Origin of the sequence: Herpetosiphon sp. (assembly GCF_003512625.1) — a bacterium.
Classification (GTDB): Bacteria; Chloroflexota; Chloroflexia; order Chloroflexales; family Herpetosiphonaceae; genus Herpetosiphon; species Herpetosiphon aurantiacus.
In genome coordinates this window covers 41356-58646 of record NZ_DOPT01000024.1, presented here as the reverse complement: position 1 = coordinate 58646, position 17291 = coordinate 41356, and the positions used below count along the sequence as shown (strand labels likewise).

Below are 17291 nucleotides of genomic sequence, written 5' to 3'. Positions count from 1 at the left end.
AGAGGGGGCTAGGGGGTGAGGGAACCAATTATTCAGCGGGGTTTTCTTTAGCCTTGGCTTCTTCACGAGCCTCAATTGATTCTTGCCACATTTCGCAGGTCGTTTTGAGGCCTGAACTCAAAATCATTTTGGCGGCAATTGTTGCGCCAACTGAGGCAATAATTGGCAAATTGAAGGGCAACAGGCCAATCAATAATGGTGCTAGGGCTGTGGCAATATTATCAGCCGCAGCATTACCACTATCGCCACCAACCACTGCCGCTGCTGTGCCGCCCTTCGATTCGGGCAATTGAGCCAAAATTTGGCTGCGCTCTTTGCTTTCGCTGGCACACAGCAAATTGTAAAGTTTTGGCTCGATTTCGGCCCACCAGCGTGCCCCAAAAGCCCGCAGATTTTCGCCCAAGCCCATTTCAACCCCAACTGGCTCGGCAAATGCGCCTTCAGCTTGGGCTACTTCGAGCGCGGCAGCATCGGCTTCTTCAGCTTGTTTGACCTGAATCCCAAGTTTGCGAAACAAATCATCTTCCGAAAGCTCCACCAAAGACCGAACTTGGCTTTCCAACACGGCTTGTTGATTGGTTGAATCGCTCACAGCAACTCCTTAAAATAACTCAATGATGCTTGGCTGCTGATAAAGGTTATCGCACAGCCCCAACGTCACACTCCTAAACATGGGCATCGGCATCGCCATAGTAAGTGTAGGCCAAGCCCAAGGGATTGCGCTCTTCTTCGATAAAATGGCGGCGTAGCGCTGGCAAAATATCGCCAATCGCCTCGCCCTGTCCCAAGCGTTCGATCAGTTTTTGGCCAAAGGCGGCGGCAAATGGTGCGAGCATTGGGCATTCGGTGCCTAAAATGCCTCGCGCCCCCAATTGGCTGAAAAATGGAATAAAGCCGCTACTCAAGGTTGGCAGCACTTGGGCCGATTCACACATATTCAAAATGACCAACGGTTTGCGTTCGAGTTTTAATCCCCACTGGCTCAGCAAGCGCAACGGCAACAGGCTTTGATTCCATTTCAGCCAGCTATCGCTAATATTTGGGTCGCTTGGTTGATATTCTTTCTGGCTCAAACTGAGCAAATCGCTATAGTTGCTGCGCACGTTATCATCCAAACGCGCCATTTGATCACGAAACTTGGCTAGCCAATCTGAGGTATCGTCGGGAGTTTTGGCGGTGTGGCCATGGCAATACATATAGACAATATCGCTTTTACCGAATAAGCCGCCAAGGCTATTTTTATCGCCTGATTCGCGTAAATCGAGCGCCACATTGCCCCGGGTTGTGCTCCACGTTTGCAGCGCTTCACGATGTTGTTGAGTCACATCAACGACTGTATCGGCGATTGGCACGCGGAAGTTGTAGGTTCCGCCGCTAATCTGCAATTGGGCTTGGGCAGTTGGCGCTTGCTGCGCATTTTGGGCCAGTTGCGGGGTCATAATTTCCAAACGATAACGACAACCCCAGAATTTGTTCAGATCAACGTTGTTGGGATCGTTGACTGGCTCAGGGTAAAGCAAGCCCCATGGCACACCGCTGGGCATGCCTTCGTGGATAATTTGCAAGGCTGGCAAGGTCTGATCGGCGCTAATTGTTTCAAGCCATGTTCGCAGTGCCGCCAACGATTCAGCTTGCTCGGCGCTGGCTCCACTGGGCGCAAACAAAGCAGCATACAAGCGATTACCCACAACCGCTAGTTGATACAAACTTTCGCGGCGCTCGGCCAACTTGCCACGGCTGCCTTGGCGATACGATGGTTGCCAGGTAATATCGTAGAGCGTGTTTCGCGCTTGGACAATTTCGTTGCTCAAGCTGGCGGCATTGATTGGCAGCACCAAATTCAAGCCACGTTGTTCGCGACGGGTGCTCGTACCTTCATCGGGCCACGCCACGCTCATACGATAAAATTCGCCATCGCCAGTTAATTTACAAGTAATTTTTTTGGGGCGAATTGCCACTAAATCAGCAAAGCCAGCGGTGCGCGAATAGCTGACCCGCGCTAACAAGGGCGCAGCCAAATCGCCTTCGACGGGCGTAATTTTGAAATGCAATTCAAGCGTTTGCAGCAAGGTCCAGTTGTAATAAACATTGATCCAAATTGGAATATCATCAATTGCCTGTTTGGCAGTTAGGCTAAATTGCAAGCTGGCACTATCGCCAACAGGCGGCAAACTCAGGCGCTGCATCGGCGCATCAAACACCATATATTCGCCACGACTTGAAACGCTGATAAATAAGGGTAAATCTTCGCTTATTTCGGGGGTTGGCAAGGCTTGGGCATCAGTTAAGCGCGAATCGCTCCGCCGTTCACCGATATTAATCCGCAAATGGTAACGGCTTGCTACTGCCAAGGTTGTGGTTGGTGGCACAAGGTCGGGGGGATCATCGGCATAATACAGCGCTGCATTAACCACCCGTGGCGTAGTTGGCTCTGGCTCAATGCCTTCGTTATCGCCACGCCGATCATCATTTTGTTTGGTTGTGATCGCTTCGCTTTGCCAATGCACCGTGCGATCCGGAAAGATTCGTGTGATCGTAACGGTTAGGCCAGCCAATGCCCCAACGACCGAAACATTGCTTTGTTTCAGCTCAGCTACAGCAATCAGCGTCGCTGCATCGCCCTCTTTGGGGTTGGGCGTAGGCGTGATCACCACCCAATCGATTTGGCGTTGATTGACGATCATTAACGCGGTTGCCAATGGCATACCCGCCGGTAAAATTAACGCAAGCGCAGAAGGAGCCACCATCGAAGTACCCTCCTAGCAGTACCAAGTGATGGCTCCATTGTACGTAGCAGCTTCATGGCTTGTCAACAGGCTAAATCCACAGAAACCCATAGACCATCTGATGCACAGCTGGGGTTACCAACACTTCAATCAAGCCCGCCAGCACGAGTCCAGGCACAATTAGCAAGCAAAATACTTTGAGATACATGGCCCAAGCCCAGAGCAAATGCCGCCCAGCGCTATAGGTTGGTGGCACAAACGCCAAAGCCGCACCCATACGTAATGCCAAGGCTGCCGCAAATATACTTAGCGGAATTTCCAATAACCCATGCGGCAATTCATAGCCCACTAGATAATTGAGAGCAGTTGCTAGGCCGCCGCTTGCGGCTAAACTACTGGTTCGAAAACTCAATCCCATTAGGTTAATGGCTGGCAGAATCAAGCCAAAAAAGCCTAAAGTGATGCTTGAAAATAGCCCAGCAAAAAAGATTGCAAAGCTATTGCTAATGACAATAAAGCTTAATGGCGGCTCCCAGAGTGTGCCCTGACCTACGTCTAAGCGCGTCATAACATTGGCCAATGATTGTTCGCGGCTACTGACTGGATTAAATTGGCTACCAAAAAGGATTGCTGCGCCACAAAAGAGGAGCACCACAACCAGCGCTAGTCGGGTCTCGCGCCAAACGACAGCTAATTCTTGGCGATAGAAGCGTTTGAGCCACAGTCCTAGATTGCGTTGTGGGCCATTAGTAGTTTCAACATTGAATAAGCCGAGATGGCTATCGGGGTTGCTGCCTGCTGGGCGAATTTCGCTGAAAAAGGCTTTGAAGGCTCGATTGATTTGACTAAAATTGAGGGCTAAATGCTCACGCGATAGAATTGATTCACGCTTAAAGCTACCAATGCCGGTACGCGTCAAGACGATTGTCAAAATTAACATTACTGCCATTATCGCATTCAGCACGTCGAAGCGTTCGCCGATAATCAGCACCGCTTCAAGCTGTACCATAATCGCCACTGGGATCAAAATAAAGCTTGCCAATAAATTGGCTAAGCGCACGGTGTTGGTATGCGACGAAATCACCACCGCTGCTGAAACCATCGTCAAGGCTTGGGCAATACTCAGCAAGACCATTTGGCTAAAAATGCTTAAGTTGATCCGTCCCAGCAAGGCAGTTGGGGCAAAGACGCTCAGTCCAACCCCAAACAACAGCATGCCAACCAAGCTTGCGCCAATTGGTGGCACGATCGCCGCCAATAACTTTCCTCGATACAACTGACCATCGCTGATCGGCATTGAGAATAATGACTCCAGCGACCCACGTTCGCGCTCACCAACAAAAACTTCAAGTGCCACAATCAGCGAAAATGAGGCTGGTAAGAAGCCCACCAGCAACACGATAAAGGGCAATAGATTAACCACCCCAGTCGGGTCATCGACATTAGCAAAAGCATAAATGACCCCAAACAAAGCGCCAATTGGCACTAAAAAGGTCAAGAGGCCAATTGGCACCAAAATTCGCCAGTCGCTGAGCGTGTCAACAGCCTCGCGCTGTACAATGGTCATCACAGGGCCATAGGTGCGGGTCGATTGGCTCAGGCGTTGGGTTGAGGCTCGTTTGCTGATGCTTTCATGCTCACGTGAGAGCAATTCTTCGCGATTAAAGCTATACATGCCCCAACCAACCATGGTCAGACCAACCACGAGCAACAAACCATTAATCAACACAATTGGCAAAAACATGCCGTTGATGATGATCAGTGCTTCGATCTGGACCAAAATTGCCATTGGAATTAGGATGAAACTGGCTAATAAGTTGGCTGCCCGAATGCTGGTAGTATGTGACGAAACATAGACAGCTGCCGCAACCATGGTAAAAACTTTAATCAACAAAATACATGTGATGCCAATAATCCAGCCGCTGGTTAAATAGTCGCTGAGCAGCTTTTGCACAAAGGCTACGCGTACTGGTCGCCCAAGCTCAATCGCTAGGCTATACATCAGCATCGCCACTGCCGAGGAGCCAATTGGTGGCAATAGTGCCGCCAAAAACTTGGCTAGATAGAGTCCACGATCGCTCATTGGCATGGCCAACAACGATTCCAGGGTTGAGCGTTCACGTTCGCCGACAAACGATTCCAAGGGGCCAATCAAGGAGAGTGAGGCTGGCAAGAATCCCGCAATCAACAGACCTAATGGCACTAAACTGCGGTTGATAAATTCATCGTCGAGAAAACTCACTGCTTGCGCTACCCCCGCCCGCAGAATTAGCGGCAACAACACCGAAAGAATGCATAACGGAATCAATGTGCGCCAATCGCTGAGCGTATCGCGTAAGTCGCGGCGTGTAATGGTTAAGGCTTGGTTCCTCATAAGGCGACCTCGGCAACTGCCGCCGCATTGGGCTGCTCAAGTGGGCTGCTCATCCGTTCGCGGTGAGTTTGGCCAACAATCGTCAGATAGACATCTTCTAACGAGCGCTGCACTTCGTTGATTGCCAACAATGGCCAGCCCCAACCACTTATTCGTTGAATCAGCACCGGATTAAGCGTCTGTGGCTCGGTTGTGCGATAACGGAGCCAACTATCACCAACTTCCTCAATGGTTAGCAAATCGGCCAGGCGTTGAGCTAGCTCTGGTTGTGGTTGGGCTAGACGTAACTCCCAAATTGGGTCGCCCATCAATTGTTGGCTTAGCTCAGCAATTGTGCCCTGCACAGCAATTCCACCATCGTGGACAACCGCAATGCGGTCGGCCAGCTCCTCGGCTTCGTTCAAATTATGGGTACACAAAATGATCGAGCGCTGGGCTGAGCGCAGGCCTGCAATTGCATCGCGCACCGTGCGGGCCGAGTGCGGGTCCATGGCCGTGGTTGGCTCATCGAGATACAAAATATTGGGATCGTGGATCATTGCCCGAATCAAGGCTAGTTTTTGTTTCATGCCTTTGGAATAGCCGTCGATGCGTTTTTCGCGGGCTTCCCAGAGGCCAAATTGTTGGAGGAGTTGCACTGCCCGATTACCACAATCACGATCATTCATGCCTTGCAAACGCCCAAAAAATAATAAATAATCAAGCGATTTCATGCGATGGTAGAGGCCTGGAAATTCGGTGAGCAAGCCGACAGCATGGCGCACTTCGCGGGCATGGGTTTCTACATTAAAGCCGCCAACAACTGCCCGCCCGCTGGTCGGTTTGAGAATTGCTGCCAACATCCGGATGCTGGTAGTTTTGCCTGCGCCATTCGGGCCAAGCAACGCCAAGACTTCGCCCGGCTTTACTTCAAGCGATACGCCCTTTACAGCGTGAAAATCTCCAAATTGTTTACGTAACTCTTCAGCAATGATCATTGCAGAACTCCTATCCAAACCGCCACCATCATCAAAAAGGGCGTATCAATACCAGACCGCAAAAACGCCTCCTTGTCAAGGGCTCAATAGTCCAATTGTGCTGCTAGTGCTGCTTTCAATTGGGCCATGAATGATGCAACTGCAACGAGGATCGCCTAGTACATCGGCGTTTTTGGGTAATTCAACGATCTTGCTATACTTTATAATGATGCGGCTGGCCCGTAGTAGCAGATTTGTAGCAAATTAACAGCAGTTCAGTCAAAAGTCGGGTAGTACAAATCATCGAGTTTATGCTAAAATCAGCATACTATATCCATTGATAATTACGCCTGCTGGAGCAGTGTTGCAATGGTGCAGTACTGAAGCATTGACATGAAACTGGAGAACCCCTCATGACCATGGTTGAAGAACAGGTACCAACCCGCGAGGAAGTAAGCGCCGAAGACACTTGGGATATTAGTAGTCTCTATGCAGACCAAGCGGCTTGGGAGGCTGATGTTGAACGAATTAGCAGCGATTTGCTGCCAGCCTTGACCAATTTGCAAGGCACGCTCGCCAATGGTCCTGAGGCGTTGTTGGCAGTGTTTCAAGCCCAAGAAGCCCTTGGCATGGTGCTCGAACAAATTTATGTCTATGCCAGTTTACGAGCCGATGAAGATACGGCCAACCAACATTACCAAGCCCTCGAAGAACGGGCCACCGCCCTCTCGATTAAGGCAAGCGCCGCTACCTCTTGGATTGAGCCAGAGCTTTTAGCCCTTTCCGATGAGCAAATTTTGGGCTATGTGAGCAGTTTGCCCGCCCTCGAACTTTATCGCCGCGCCTTAGAAGAGCAAATTCGTTTGCGCCAACACACCCGCTCTGGCGAAGTTGAAGAATTATTGGCCCAAACTGGCGAGATTAGCCGTGGCGCTCAAACCACCTTCAACATGTTTAGCGATGCTGACCTCAAATTCCCGCCGATTGAAGATGAACAGGGCAAGCCGCTCGAAGTGACGATGGGCCGCTACGCAGTGTTGCTGGAAAACCCCAACCAACGCATTCGCCGCGATACTTTTATGAGCATTCACCGCACCTATCGCCAATTTCGTAATATGTTGGCGGCCAATTATGCGACCAATGTGCGCAGTAATATTTTTTATGCCAAAGCGCGGGGCTACGATTCAGCCTTAGATGCCAGCCTAAAACCCAAAGAAATTCCTATGAGCGTCTACGATAATTTGATCAGCACGGTGCACGAGCACTTGCCCAAATTGCATCGTTATGGCGCAGTGCGCAAGCGCATTTTGGGGGTTGATAGCCTGCATGCCTACGATTGGTTTGTGCCATTAAACGGCGCAGCCCCAACCAAAATCGACTTTGAACAAGGTGCTTCGTTGATTTTGAGCGCCTTGGAGCCACTTGGCGCTGAATATAGCTCCAACCTCGGTCATGGGCTGGAATCGCGCTGGGTTGACCGCTACGAAAATAAAAATAAACGCTCAGGAGCCTATTCATGGGGTTGTTACACCTCACAGCCCTTTATTTTGATGAACTACAAAAATAACTTGAATAGTCTCTTTACCCTGGCCCATGAGCTTGGTCACTCGATGCACTCGTTGATGACCCGTAAATATCAACCCTATACCTATGGCCATTACACCTTGTTTGTGGCCGAAGTCGCTTCAACTTTAAACGAAGCTTTGCTGGCCGAATATATGCTCAAAACCAGCGATGACCCAGCCTTGCGCTTGCAATTGGTCACCCAGCAAATTGATGATATTCGCGGCACGTTGTTGCGTCAAACCTTGTTTGCCGAGTTCGAGCGCGAAACCCATCGCATGGTCGAGCAAGGTGAAGCGCTAACTGCCGATAACCTCAGTGCCTTGTATCGCCGCTTGATCGAGCAATACTATGGCCCCGAATTGGTCATCGATGAAGAATTGGATATTGAATGGGCACGGATTCCTCACTTCTACCGCTCGTTCTATGTCTATCAATATTCCACTGGCATTTCAGCTGCCTTGGCCTTGGCCGATAAGATTTTGACCGAAGGCGCTGGTGCTGCTGAAAACTACGTCAACTTCTTGCGAGGTGGTAATTCCAAATCATCAATCGATCTACTCAAGGGTGCTGGGGTCGATATGACCACCCCCGACCCAATTCATCGAGCCATGAATCGCTTTGGCGATTTGGTGACCAAACTCGATGAATTAACCGCCTAATCGCCTTTCATGCTCGCCCTTCGTTGTGAAGGGCGAGTGCTTGTGTTGTGTAAGGAGTTGGCATGGCCGATCCACGGGTTCTCAAAATGGCTCATACGTTGGTCAATTATTCGATGAAAATCAAAGAGGGCGAATTGGTGGTTTTGCAGAGTGAGCCTGCTGCTGCGCCCTTAGTTCAAGCAATGTATCGCGAAATTTTGCTGGCTGGCGGGCATCCAGTTGCCCATACGGTTATGCCTGGGCTTTCGCGAATTTTGCTCAATCATGGCAACGATAAGCAATTGCAGTGGATCTCGCCCTACGATCGTTTGGGGATTGAAACTGCTGATGTGCGGATTCGGATCGATGCTCAAAGCAACACCCGCGAACTCTCGCAGGTTGACCCTGAGCGCCAATCGGTGTTTCAAAAATCACGCCGCGAATTGATGGGCACGTTGATGTCACGCACCCATGCTGGCGATTTTCGCTGGTGTGTCACGCTCTTTCCAACCGAGGGCTTGGCTCAAGATGCCAATATGAGCTTGCCTGATTTTGAGGATTTTGTGTATGGCGTGTGCTTTTTGAACGAAGCCGACCCAATCGCCAAATGGCAAGAACTTCACGATATGCAAGCACATTTGATCAATTACTTGCAAAATAAGCGCGAAGTGCATATCCTAGGTGAAGGCACCGATATTCGGGTTGGGATTGCTGGGCGCAGCTTTGTCAACTGTGCAGGCGATGCCAACTTCCCTGATGGCGAGTTCTTTACTGGCCCCGAAGAAACTAACGTCAATGGTGTTGTACGCTTTTCGTTCCCAGCGATCTATAATGGACGCGAAGTCGAAGACGTGCAATTAACCTTCGAAGCTGGTAAAGTTGTCAAGGCAACCGCTAAGAGTGGCCAAGATTTCCTTGAGCAAATGTTGAATGTTGATGCTGGCGCACGGATTTTGGGCGAATTTGCCTTTGGCACCAACCCCAACATCAAAAATTACACCCGTAACATCTTATTCGATGAGAAAATGGGTGGTACAATCCATATGGCAGTCGGCGCTTCCTACCCTGAAACTGGCGGTTTGAATCAATCGGCAATCCACTGGGACATGGTTTGCGATTTACGTCAAAACAGCGAAGTGTATGTCGATGGTCAATTGTTCCAAAAAAATGGCACATTCGTGGTCTAAACTTTCCCTTTTTCCTCCCAACTAAAGCATGTTCGAGGGTATGAACAGCACTGTTCATACCCTTTAGGCTATCGTTCAGGCAGTGACGCAAGTTTTGGGTTATGTTGGTTTCTGGCCCAACACCCATCGCAAATGCGGCTGCTTGATTATTGAACCATTTCTGCTGTAAGGAGAGTCCGATGGTCGTATCTCGCTCACGGGCAGTGCTCAAAAACGTTGCATGGCTGACATGCGGCGCGTTGATCGCCCTGCTGATCGTCTATCTGCGGCGTGATCCGCAGGCCACCGCCGCCCCGAACATCACCACTGGTAAGGTCGAAATTGCCAACCAGAGCAATCGGGCTGGCTATGATCCACTGTCGTTAGCCGAAATCGAACAAGCCCAAAAGCTAGCCCAAGCTGAATGGCAAGCCAAACGCGGCAAAGTTGTTGAAAACAAGGCCGTACCTGCTGATGCCCAATTGGAGTTCGTCAAAACCGAGCGCCACGAAGAAATCCAAGCGGTGTATGATAAAGGTTCATGGCAACGTCGTGCCGATGTACTGATTTTCGATTATGCCAAAAATAGCTTGGTCGCTGTGTTAGTCAATCTCAGCACAGGCAAAGTTGATGCCTTGGAGCAAGCCCGTGGCAGCCAACCCCACCCAACCGATCGTGAAACTGCTCGCGCTTTACAATTAGTGCTTGATCATCCAGCATTTGGCCCACAACTGCGCGGTGAATACCAAGCCTTGACGAAAAAGAGCTTGACCAAAGCCAGCCAACTTCATGCTGCTGGTTTTGTCTATATCGCCGAACCCCAAATTGATAACGCCGCAGTGCTGCGAAGTTGCCAACAAAATCGTTGTGTGCAATTGTTGCTCAGCGCCGATAATGAATGGGCGGTCAATAGCACCCCGATTGTCGATCTCTCGAATGGCCTTGTGGTCAGTTTAAATCGTTAGGAGTTTGGTGATGAAGCTTTCAGCACGTTGGGGCATGCTGCTCGGGATGCTATTAATTGCGGTCAGTTTGTTTAGCACCCAGACTCAGCAAGAAGCCAATGCCCAGACCCGCGACCGCTGCTCAGGCGGCAGTTTCGTGATTAATAAAACCTTGGCAAATGGCGCTAATTGGACATTATGTTGGGAAGAACGTAGCAGCGAAGGCATCGTGTTGCGCGGCATCCGCTATACACCACCAGGTGGTAGCCAAATCTCAGTAATCAATCAAATCAATTTGGCCCAAATTCACGTACCCTACGACGATAACACTGCCCGTTTCCATGATCTCTCGGATTATGGCTTGGGTGGTGGCCATCTCAATAATATGGTGGCAGCAGATTGCCCCGATGGTACCTTGATTCAAAACAACAGTCGGAATGTGCTGTGTATGACGGTTGTACCAACTGGTTACGCCTACAAATACTATGCCCAAGTCAAACAAGGCTCGGCCTTGGTATTACGCTCGGTTTCGCATATTGGTGCATATAACTACGTCAGCCAATGGATTTTTCACGACGATGCCACGATTGAGCCAGGCATCGGCGCGACTGGTAAATTACAAAAATGTACCAATGTCGCCAAATATGGCTGGAAAATCGATGCAAGCAGCTGCCAATATGGCACATCGCACATTCACAATTACTACTGGCGAATCGATTTTGCCCTCGGTGGCAATACCAATAACGTAGTGGAGCAAATCGAATTCGATTCGAGCGGTGCTGCTCAGCGTAATCTTCAATTGCAAGATTACACCGCCGAAACCGCAGTTAAATTCAGCCCAGAAACCTTCCGCTCATGGCGGGTTAAGAACAAAACGGTTACCAACAGCGACGGTCATGCGATCTCCTATGAGTTGATCGGCAATTCAGATCATGTATTTCGTGGGCCAACCTTCGAGCCATGGACGAATAACGATGTGTATGTGACCGAAAATAACCCTTGTGAACGTTGGGTTTCGCACAACGATGGCAGTGGTTGTGCCGATGATGTCAGTGGTTTTGTCAATAACCAAACCCTAACTGACCCGATCGTTTGGTTTGGAATCACCTTCCATCACTTACCGCGCGACGAAGATGACCCGTTAATGTCATCACACTGGAGCAGCTTCCAAATGGTACCACGCGACTTATACGCCAGCCAACAACGCTAAAACAACAAACGCCCGCTCAAACTTACTTGAGCGGGCGTTTTTATGGCTATTTGCCAGGGGTTGGTGTAATCGTTGGGGTTGGCGGTGGCGGTGGGGTTTGTTGTTCGTTCAAGAACTTTAGCGCCCAGAACAATTGTGAATCAGCACAACTGGTTGCCCCATCGGCAGGTGTGCGATTCAAAATACATTCAATTGGATATTGGGTTGCATCATCCGAGAACGGCACAACATAATCGGGGGTAATCCCCAGCGTATGAATTGCCCGTTTGTTGGGAGTAAGCCAATGGGCAATCGTAATCCGCGCTTCCGATTTATCCGACAGGGTATGCACACTTTGGACCGAACCCTTGCCAAAGGTCTTTTCCCCAATCAGGGTTGCGCGTTTGGTATCTTGCATCGCACCAGAGACGATTTCCGAGGCGCTGGCTGAGCCACCATTTACCAAGACCACAACTGGGAGATCAAATAATTCTTGGGCATCGCCTTGCTGCAAAGTTCGATATTCCTTTTGCGTACCATCGCTATTTTCTTGATAGTGGGTTACCCCATCTTTGGTAAAGCGTCCAAGTACATTTTGAGCTTGATTGACATAACCGCCTGGATTGTTACGCAAATCAAAAATAATTGCCTTAGGGTTATTGGTTTTGAGTTTGGCAATTGCTTGGTCTAATTCATCGTAGGATGTTTGCTTGAATTCGCTCAATTGAATGTAGCCAATATCGCCAATCATGCTTGAGCGCACGCTGATCAACGGAATCGTATCGCGTATAATCGTAATATCGATTTGCTTTTCTTCGCTGGTACGATAGACCGTAATCACGACTTGCGAACCTTTGGGGCCACGAATCAGCTTAATGGCTTCTGCAAGCGCTTGATCGCGTTCAAGATTCTCGATGACTTCACTAATTTGCTTGCCATCGACCGCGACCACAATATCGCCAGCTCGCACATTGGCTTTTTCAGCAGGCGAACCCTCAATTGGCGAAACAATTAGGATCTGGCCATCTTTATACTCGACATAGGCTCCGATGCCCTCGAAATTGCCGCGCATATCCTCGCGCGAGCGTTCGGCGGCTTCGGGTTCTTGGAACCCAGTAAAATCATCGCCAAGCGATTGGAGCATGCCGCGAATTGCGCCATACATCATTTGTTTTTCGTCGATTGGCTCGGTGTGATAAAACTCTTTGTTGACCAGATTCCAAACTTCCCAAAAGGTTTGAAAGTTTTCATCGGCATTGGCTGGGGGCAGCGCCTGTTGGGTTGCTTGCATAATTTGGGCGGTTTCGGTGGCTAAAGCTTGATTCGCCGCCGTCATCGTCTGCTCTTTCGATGAGCTACCCCAATAATAGCCAGCCCCAAGGGCAATCGCGACCACCAACAAGACTCCAACAATCCCACTCAACACCACCCATAGCTTTGCTGATGATGTTGAGCTACCGCCCGAGGTGGGCTGGAATTCGCTCATAGAAAACCTCGTTTCATGCAATTTAACCTAGGCTAATCCAGCCTGTATAGCAGTGTACAACTTAAGCACCGAGTTGTAGGTTAGGTTGGCATTAGCAATCGAATGGGTGGGCCGCGTTGCCGCTCAGGCTATGGTTCATGCTAGCACGAATTTGGGCTAAACCACTGATCAAATTGAAACATCACTGCGGCCAAGGCGGCAATCGGAGCCGTCTCGGCGCGTAAAATGCGCGAGCCTAAACTAACGCTGACGAGGCCTGCTTGGCGAGCTGCCTCAAGCTCGTTGTCGCTCCAACCACCCTCAGGCCCGCTCCAAATTGCTAGTTCTTGACGTGGTTCTAACGCCAAAGCTGCCTTAAACGATAAGGTCTGACCAGTTTCAGCTAACAGCAAATGGCCACGGGCTTGAGGCAAGGCTTGGGCCACAGTTTGGGCTTCGTGTAAGCTTGGCAAACGCCCACGGCCTGCTTGTTCAGCCGCCTCGCGAATAATCCGTTGCCAGCGTTCGCGTTTGGTGGCCGAAACATCGGCTTGCGAACGCTCACACAGCAAGGGCACAAAGGCGGTCGCTCCCAATTCGGTGCATTTTTGCAAGGCAATTTCAAAACGCTCGCCACGGGTCAGCGCTAAATAAAGCGTCACATTGATGCTTGGCTCGCCGTTCGCTGCGTAGCGTTGCAAAATCCGACCTTGCGCTTCACGCTTGTTCAGGCTAGTCAATTCAGCAATATAGCCCATACCAAGGCCATCGAGCAAGGCAATATGCTGACCAACGCGCAAACGCAGCACGTTGTTCCATTGGTGCAGCAATTCGCGCTCGGCCACTGCCAACGTTTCGCCCTGAATCGCCTCGGCGGGCACAAAAAAACGATAGGTATTTTTCATTAGACAGGTTTGCGATGGGTAAAAGCGACCCAATCGCCTTGGGTACGCCGTTCAACTTGCTCTAAGCCAACTGCGTCAAACGCGGCTACTACATCAGCTTCGCGCTCGTTGATAATGCCTGAAGTAATCAGTACGCCGCCTGGTTTGAGCGCCGCAAGGTAATCATTGCCCAACACCACATGCACTTTGGCCAAAATATTGGCCAAAATCACATCGAACTCGTTGTGGTGGCGATAACTTTGCGGCGTGCCGAGTTGTGCGCCTTCCCAGCCGAGCCAATGCTCCAAGGGTGCATCGCCCAAGCTACCTTCCAAGGCAGTTACCAAGGTTTCGGCATGATTGATACGAGCATTTTCAGCAGTCGCTTCAACCGCGATTGGGTCGGTATCTAAAGCCAAAACACGTTGTGAGCCAAGTTTAGCAGCGCCAACCGCCAAAATCCCTGAGCCACAGCCAAGGTCAAGCACCGTTGTGTTGTTAAATTCGATCAATTCCATCAACTCAAGGCAGAGCTGGGTGGTGGGGTGCAAGCCAGTGCCAAAGGCCATACCTGGGTCGAGATTGAGCACAACATCGTTTTCGGCTGGCTCGTATTCCAGCCACGAGGGCACAATCACGAAGCGTTGGCCGATGCGACGGGTGCGATAATGCTCCTTCCAAGCATTGGCCCAATCTTCCTCAGCGATGGTTTTAACCTGCAAATCGCCGACTGGACGCATCATTCCCAGCACCCACAAACCGCGCTCGATCTGGGTTTGGGCATCGGCGGCTTGCTCGTTGGCCAGCAGGTAAGTGCGCACAATCACTGGTTTATTGGTATCAATTTGATATTCAGGTGAGTCGAGTGATGGAATGATCGCCTCTTCGACGGCCACACCACCGTTATAGCCATATTGGGCAAATAATTCCGACACACTTTCGACCGCTTCGGTATCGACGGTCACGCTCAGTTCGAGCCACTGCATAAAAACCCCTATTCAAGGCAAAGGTCAAAAGGCAAAACCTTTGTCAAAAGTCAGAAATCAAAAGTCAAAAGGCAGAAGTTGAAAGTTCAGAGTATGCTCTGTTTTGATTTCTGACTTTTGCCTTCTGCCTTTTGGTTTTAGCCTTTCGTCGTCCAGGTTGTGCCGTTGGGACTATCTTCGAGTTGTACATCAAGCTCGCTCAGGCGGTTGCGTACTAAATCGGAGAGTGCCCATTGTTTAGCTTTGCGCAACTCGGCGCGTAGCTCAATCAACAATTCGATAAAAGGTGCAGCATCGGTTTTGCTGGCGCTGGGCGCTTCTAAGCGTAAGCCGAGCACCGCAGCTAATTCACGTAAACGGGCTTGACCTGCTGCGAATGGCTCGCCACCAACGCCTGCATCACGGGCAGCGTTGATCGAACGCACCAAATCAAACAAGACCGCCAAGGCTGCTGCACTATTGAAATCGCTGTCCATCGCGGCACGGAAATCGGCTGGGGCTTTGGCAACAATTGCATTTAGCGTCTCAACGACTGGGCCGTTGGTTGCCGTGCCATGGGCTGGTTTCAACGCCGACATAATTCGCTCAAGTTTGCGTTGGGTATCAGCCAAAACCTCATCATTATAAACCAATGGTGCACGATACGAGCCAGAAAGCACCAGCAAGCGCATAATATCGGCGGAGTGTTCGCTTAAAAATTGATCAATCGTGATCAAATTGCCCAGCGATTTGCTCATTTTCTCGCCAGCCAATTGCAGCATGCCATTGTGCATCCAGACTTGGGCGAAATTTTTGCCAGTTAATGATTCGGTTTGGGCAATTTCATTTTCGTGGTGGGGGAAGATCAAGTCGTTTCCACCACCATGAATATCAATTTGCTCAGCTAATTCGTGCAAACTCATGGCCGAGCATTCGATATGCCAACCAGGTCGGCCTTGACCCCATGGGCTTTCCCAAGCTGGCTCGCCTGGTTTGGCCGATTTCCACAGCGCAAAATCTAACGGGTCATCTTTGGCTTCATCGGGAGCAATTCGCGCACCAGAGCGCATATCATCGACAGCGCGGCGCGAAAGTTTGCCATAATCTTCGTCGGCTCGTACCCGAAAATAGACATCGCCATTGCTGGCGTGGTATGCCGCATCTTTGGCAATCAAGCCTTCGATAAATTGAATAATTTGCGGAATCGTGGTTGAAACGCGGGGGTAGGCCGTAGCGGGCAGCACATTCAATTGGCCCAATTGATCAAGAAAGGCCAAGGTATAGCTCTCGGCCAATTCCATGGGATCACGGCCTTGCTCGTTGGCGCGGCGAATAATTTTATCATCAACATCGGTAAAATTCATCACATGGCGCACCGTATAGCCCGACCATTCCAAATAGCGCCGCACCACATCGAACACCACCGCTGACATGGCATGACCAATATGGGCATCAGAATACACCGTCGGCCCACAGACATACATCGACACATGGTCAGCAACCAACGGTGTAAACGGCTCGGTCTGGCGGGTAAGCGTGTTGTAAATTGCTAATGCCATAGATGTGGCTCCTCAACACAAAAAATTAAATACCGTCAGCGTAGTGCATCTCGTAACTTTGCAAATCATCAAGGCAATCGAAGGGATCATCGCCGTTGGTGCGTTGGGCGCTGAGCGCGGCAATATGATAAGCTTGGCTGCCCATGGCGCTTTCAAGCTCGATCACCCGTTGATTTAAATGTTGAACTGATTCGTGCAAGGAGCGCAACATCGCGCCCTCTGGGTCGGGCAACATTTCGACGCGGTTGGTTTGGCCGGTTTGCGGATCACGGGTGGCGACGACCCGCGCAGGCACGCCAATCGCCGTCGAATGGGCGGGCACAGGCTTAACCACCACCGCGCCGCCGCCGATCCGAGCGCCATCGCCGATTGTAATTGCCCCGAGCACCTTGGCTCCAACCCCAATCACCACATTATTGCCGATGGTTGGGTGGCGCTTGCCAGTTTCCTTGCCCGTTCCACCGAGGGTCACACCTTGATACATCACCACATCATCGCCGATAATCGCGGTTTCGCCAACCACGATGCCCATACCATGGTCGATAAACAGGCGCTGCCCGATCGTGGCCCCTGGGTGAATTTCAATGCCTGTGAAAAAGCGCGTAATTTGCGAGAGCAAGCGCGGGATAAACGGCAAGTTCAGACCCCAAAGCCAGTGGGTCAGTCGATGGATTTGTACTGCTTGAAAGCCCGGGTAGAGCAACACCTCAAAAATTGAACGAGCAGCAGGATCATTGTGTAAAATTGTCCGAATATCTTCACGAACCAAACGCCACCAATGCCGCATACTGATCCATCCTTTCGCAGACAAAAAGAAAGCCCAAGGCCATTAGCCTTAAGCCAAGTACCTTGGGTTCTT

At 50.5% G+C, this 17291-nt stretch carries 13 protein-coding genes; 4 read left to right on the top strand and 9 right to left on the bottom strand.

Annotated features, from left to right (window positions below; all coding sequences use genetic code 11):
• Positions 1–28 precede the first annotated feature (28 nt).
• The 4 genes from DEF47_RS05840 to DEF47_RS05825 all read right to left on the bottom strand — a co-directional run bounded on the left by DEF47_RS05840 (position 29) and on the right by DEF47_RS05825 (position 6077).
• Positions 29–592 (bottom strand): hypothetical protein, encoded by a 564-nt coding sequence (locus DEF47_RS05840; RefSeq protein ID WP_012190655.1) that lies wholly within the window; start codon positions 590–592, stop codon positions 29–31.
• A 73-nt stretch (positions 593–665) separates the two neighbouring features.
• On the bottom strand, positions 666–2747 hold the full coding sequence (locus DEF47_RS05835) for a CHAT domain-containing protein (protein ID WP_012190654.1): 2082 nt from the start codon (positions 2745–2747) through the stop codon (positions 666–668).
• Positions 2748–2817: 70 nt separating this feature from the next.
• Positions 2818–5100, bottom strand: a complete 2283-nt coding sequence (locus tag DEF47_RS05830; protein WP_012190653.1) for an ABC transporter permease subunit — start codon at positions 5098–5100, stop codon at positions 2818–2820.
• Positions 5097–6077 (bottom strand): ABC transporter ATP-binding protein, encoded by a 981-nt coding sequence (locus DEF47_RS05825; RefSeq protein ID WP_012190652.1) that lies wholly within the window; start codon positions 6075–6077, stop codon positions 5097–5099. Before DEF47_RS05825 ends, DEF47_RS05830 begins: the two co-directional genes overlap by 4 nt.
• Positions 6078–6469: 392 nt before the next feature.
• Between DEF47_RS05825 and pepF the strand changes: the two genes are divergently transcribed.
• From pepF to DEF47_RS05805, 4 genes are all read left to right on the top strand, one after another.
• Entirely contained in the window at positions 6470–8281 is a 1812-nt protein-coding gene (gene pepF, locus DEF47_RS05820; RefSeq protein WP_012190651.1) for an oligoendopeptidase F, read from the top strand.
• Between the two features lie 62 nt (positions 8282–8343).
• Positions 8344–9447 carry an aminopeptidase gene (locus DEF47_RS05815; protein ID WP_012190650.1) on the top strand — a complete coding sequence of 368 codons (1104 nt, stop codon included), beginning with the start codon at positions 8344–8346 and terminating at the stop codon, positions 9445–9447.
• Between the two features lie 179 nt (positions 9448–9626).
• Positions 9627–10391: a hypothetical protein gene (locus DEF47_RS05810; protein WP_012190649.1), complete on the top strand. Its 765-nt coding sequence runs from the start codon at positions 9627–9629 to the stop codon at positions 10389–10391.
• Positions 10392–10401: 10 nt separating this feature from the next.
• The gene (locus DEF47_RS05805) at positions 10402–11580 is read left to right on the top strand and encodes a copper amine oxidase (protein WP_012190648.1); all 1179 of its coding nucleotides are present in this window, start codon (positions 10402–10404) and stop codon (positions 11578–11580) included.
• A 46-nt stretch (positions 11581–11626) separates the two neighbouring features.
• Here the strand turns inward: DEF47_RS05805 and DEF47_RS05800 are convergent, their stop codons facing one another.
• The 5 genes from DEF47_RS05800 to cysE form a co-directional block, all read right to left on the bottom strand.
• Positions 11627–13045: a S41 family peptidase gene (locus DEF47_RS05800; RefSeq protein WP_012190647.1), complete on the bottom strand. Its 1419-nt coding sequence runs from the start codon at positions 13043–13045 to the stop codon at positions 11627–11629.
• Between the two features lie 140 nt (positions 13046–13185).
• Positions 13186–13929 (bottom strand): 16S rRNA (uracil(1498)-N(3))-methyltransferase, encoded by a 744-nt coding sequence (locus DEF47_RS05795; RefSeq protein WP_012190646.1) that lies wholly within the window; start codon positions 13927–13929, stop codon positions 13186–13188.
• Positions 13929–14894, bottom strand: coding sequence for a 50S ribosomal protein L11 methyltransferase (locus DEF47_RS05790; RefSeq protein ID WP_012190645.1), 966 nt, complete (start codon positions 14892–14894; stop codon positions 13929–13931). Before DEF47_RS05790 ends, DEF47_RS05795 begins: the two co-directional genes overlap by 1 nt.
• A 137-nt stretch (positions 14895–15031) precedes the next feature.
• The gene (gene cysS, locus DEF47_RS05785; RefSeq protein WP_012190644.1) at positions 15032–16432 is read right to left on the bottom strand and encodes a cysteine--tRNA ligase; all 1401 of its coding nucleotides are present in this window, start codon (positions 16430–16432) and stop codon (positions 15032–15034) included.
• 25 nt (positions 16433–16457) lie between these two features.
• Positions 16458–17219: a serine O-acetyltransferase gene (gene cysE, locus DEF47_RS05780; RefSeq protein WP_012190643.1), complete on the bottom strand. Its 762-nt coding sequence runs from the start codon at positions 17217–17219 to the stop codon at positions 16458–16460.
• Between the last annotated feature and the right edge of the window lie 72 nt (positions 17220–17291).

What these genes read in the sequence shown, in the direction of transcription:
- DEF47_RS05810 (WP_012190649.1), top strand. Translation starts at nt 9,627, where the DNA reads ATGGTCGTATCTCGCTCACGGGCAGTGCTCAAAAACGTTGCATGGCTG.
- DEF47_RS05790 (WP_012190645.1), bottom strand. Translation starts at nt 14,894, where the DNA reads ATGCAGTGGCTCGAACTGAGCGTGACCGTCGATACCGAAGCGGTCGAA.
- DEF47_RS05795 (WP_012190646.1), bottom strand. Translation starts at nt 13,929, where the DNA reads ATGAAAAATACCTATCGTTTTTTTGTGCCCGCCGAGGCGATTCAGGGC.
- DEF47_RS05805 (WP_012190648.1), top strand. Translation starts at nt 10,402, where the DNA reads ATGAAGCTTTCAGCACGTTGGGGCATGCTGCTCGGGATGCTATTAATT.
- DEF47_RS05835 (WP_012190654.1), bottom strand. Translation starts at nt 2,747, where the DNA reads ATGGTGGCTCCTTCTGCGCTTGCGTTAATTTTACCGGCGGGTATGCCA.
- cysS (WP_012190644.1), bottom strand. Translation starts at nt 16,432, where the DNA reads ATGGCATTAGCAATTTACAACACGCTTACCCGCCAGACCGAGCCGTTT.
- DEF47_RS05830 (WP_012190653.1), bottom strand. Translation starts at nt 5,100, where the DNA reads ATGAGGAACCAAGCCTTAACCATTACACGCCGCGACTTACGCGATACG.
- pepF (WP_012190651.1), top strand. Translation starts at nt 6,470, where the DNA reads ATGACCATGGTTGAAGAACAGGTACCAACCCGCGAGGAAGTAAGCGCC.
- cysE (WP_012190643.1), bottom strand. Translation starts at nt 17,219, where the DNA reads ATGCGGCATTGGTGGCGTTTGGTTCGTGAAGATATTCGGACAATTTTA.
- DEF47_RS05815 (WP_012190650.1), top strand. Translation starts at nt 8,344, where the DNA reads ATGGCCGATCCACGGGTTCTCAAAATGGCTCATACGTTGGTCAATTAT.
- DEF47_RS05825 (WP_012190652.1), bottom strand. Translation starts at nt 6,077, where the DNA reads ATGATCATTGCTGAAGAGTTACGTAAACAATTTGGAGATTTTCACGCT.
- DEF47_RS05800 (WP_012190647.1), bottom strand. Translation starts at nt 13,045, where the DNA reads ATGAGCGAATTCCAGCCCACCTCGGGCGGTAGCTCAACATCATCAGCA.